The sequence below is a fragment of the Acetobacter papayae JCM 25143 genome, from assembly GCF_000613285.1.
GTDB lineage: Bacteria > Pseudomonadota > Alphaproteobacteria > Acetobacterales > Acetobacteraceae > Acetobacter > Acetobacter papayae.
In genome coordinates, this window is record NZ_BAIN01000151.1 from 1 (window position 1) to 1,498 (window position 1,498).

2 protein-coding genes are annotated in these 1,498 nt (G+C 64.7%); one reads left to right on the top strand and one right to left on the bottom strand.

Going from position 1 to position 1,498, the window contains the following annotated elements; genetic code table 11:
* On the top strand, positions 1-489 hold a 489-nt coding region (locus JCM25143_RS20400), incomplete at its 5' end, for a 23S rRNA (guanosine(2251)-2'-O)-methyltransferase RlmB (protein ID WP_035371531.1).
* Here the strand turns inward: JCM25143_RS20400 and JCM25143_RS15040 are convergent.
* A partial coding sequence (locus tag JCM25143_RS15040) for a cytosine permease (protein WP_025861827.1) occupies positions 453-1,498 on the bottom strand: 1,046 nt, incomplete at its 5' end. The genes JCM25143_RS20400 and JCM25143_RS15040 overlap by 37 nt on opposite strands.

Below are 1,498 nucleotides of genomic sequence, written 5' to 3' on the forward strand. Positions count from 1 at the left end.
CCCGCGCTGGACGAGGCGCTGGAGCGCCCCGGCCCGGTGCTGGTGCTCGATCAGGTAACGGACCCACGCAATGTAGGGGCTATCCTGCGTTCGGCGGCGGCGTTCGGGGCGGCATGTCTGGTGGTGCAGGACCGTAACGCCCCGGAGGAAACCGCCGTGCTGGCCAAGGCCGCATCCGGCGCGCTGGAAACGGTGCCCATCGTGCGTGAGGTTAATCTCTCCCGCGCTATCGAACAGTTGCAAAAGGCGGGCTGCTGGACAGTCGGGCTGGATGCGGGCGGCGGCGTGCTGGATGGTGCCTCGTTTGAAAACCGGCGCGTGGCGCTTGTGCTGGGCGCTGAAGGGCGCGGCCTGCGCCGCCTGACGCGTGAAAGCTGTGATGAAATCGCCGGACTGTACATGCCCGGCGATATGGAAAGCCTGAACGTATCGGTTGCGGCAGCCGTTGGGCTTTATGAACTCGCCCGTTTGGGGCGGCTGAGCGCGTAACCCGCAAAAGCCGCGAAAAACCCTACATAATAGCCAATATCGGCCCCGCCCATCCACGCGGCTACGGGGCCGGTATACAGGCTGCTGGTGGAAAACAGGCCGATGGTCAGCACGGTAATGACCACAAACAGCGTGGCCCCGCGTGTCCAGCCGGGCGGGACGGGGTGCACCGTGCGGTCGCCCAGATACCAGTCTGCCAGCACAATGCCGATCCACGGCGCTATCCAGTAGAGGGTTACCAGCAGGTAATCGGTATAGAGTGTGGTGTAGCGACCGGCTCCGGCTACGGCCAGCGCATAGCCCAGCAGGGCTGTCAGCACGGCGGCGGCCACGCGCGGGATGTGCAGCCCTGCTGAAATCAGGCTGTAGCTTGCGGTGTTGTCGTTAAAGGAATTGCCGGTGATGGACGACAGCGCAATGGCCGCAAGAGCCACCCCGCCCAGTGGCCCCATGGCCTGACGCAGCGAGGCAATAACCGCTGTGGGGGAGGGGTCAGCAACGCTACCCGCGCAGATCAGCCCAAGAATCTGGAAGGGAATGGCCGAGCAGAGCAGCCCCGCCAGTGCCAGCACCACCACTTTGGTAGGGCTGGAGCGGGCAGGCAGATAGCGCGTGTAGTCCGATGAGTAGGAAGCCCAAGACAGGTTGAAGCTGACCAGAATACCCACCGCCAGCATGAATGTGCCAAGGCTTACGGCATGGTGCGTGGCCAGTGGCGCCTGCCCGCGCAGCGCGAATACAATGCCTATCAGGGTAAACACCACCAGCAGCAGCCCCCCCAGATATTTCTGCAAGGCCTGCACCATGTGGTGCCCGTAGATGGAGGCTACCATCTGCACACCGGCCAGCACGGCCAGCGCCAGCCAGAACGGTGTGTGCAGCCCCATGGCCAGCAGCAGGGTCAGCAAAGCCGTGGCGGCGGGCACGTTGTTCACCGCGTCCCACCCTACGCAGTAAATCCAGTTCAGCAGGGCGGGTGGGCGCACGCCCAGTCGCCCCAGAGCCCGGC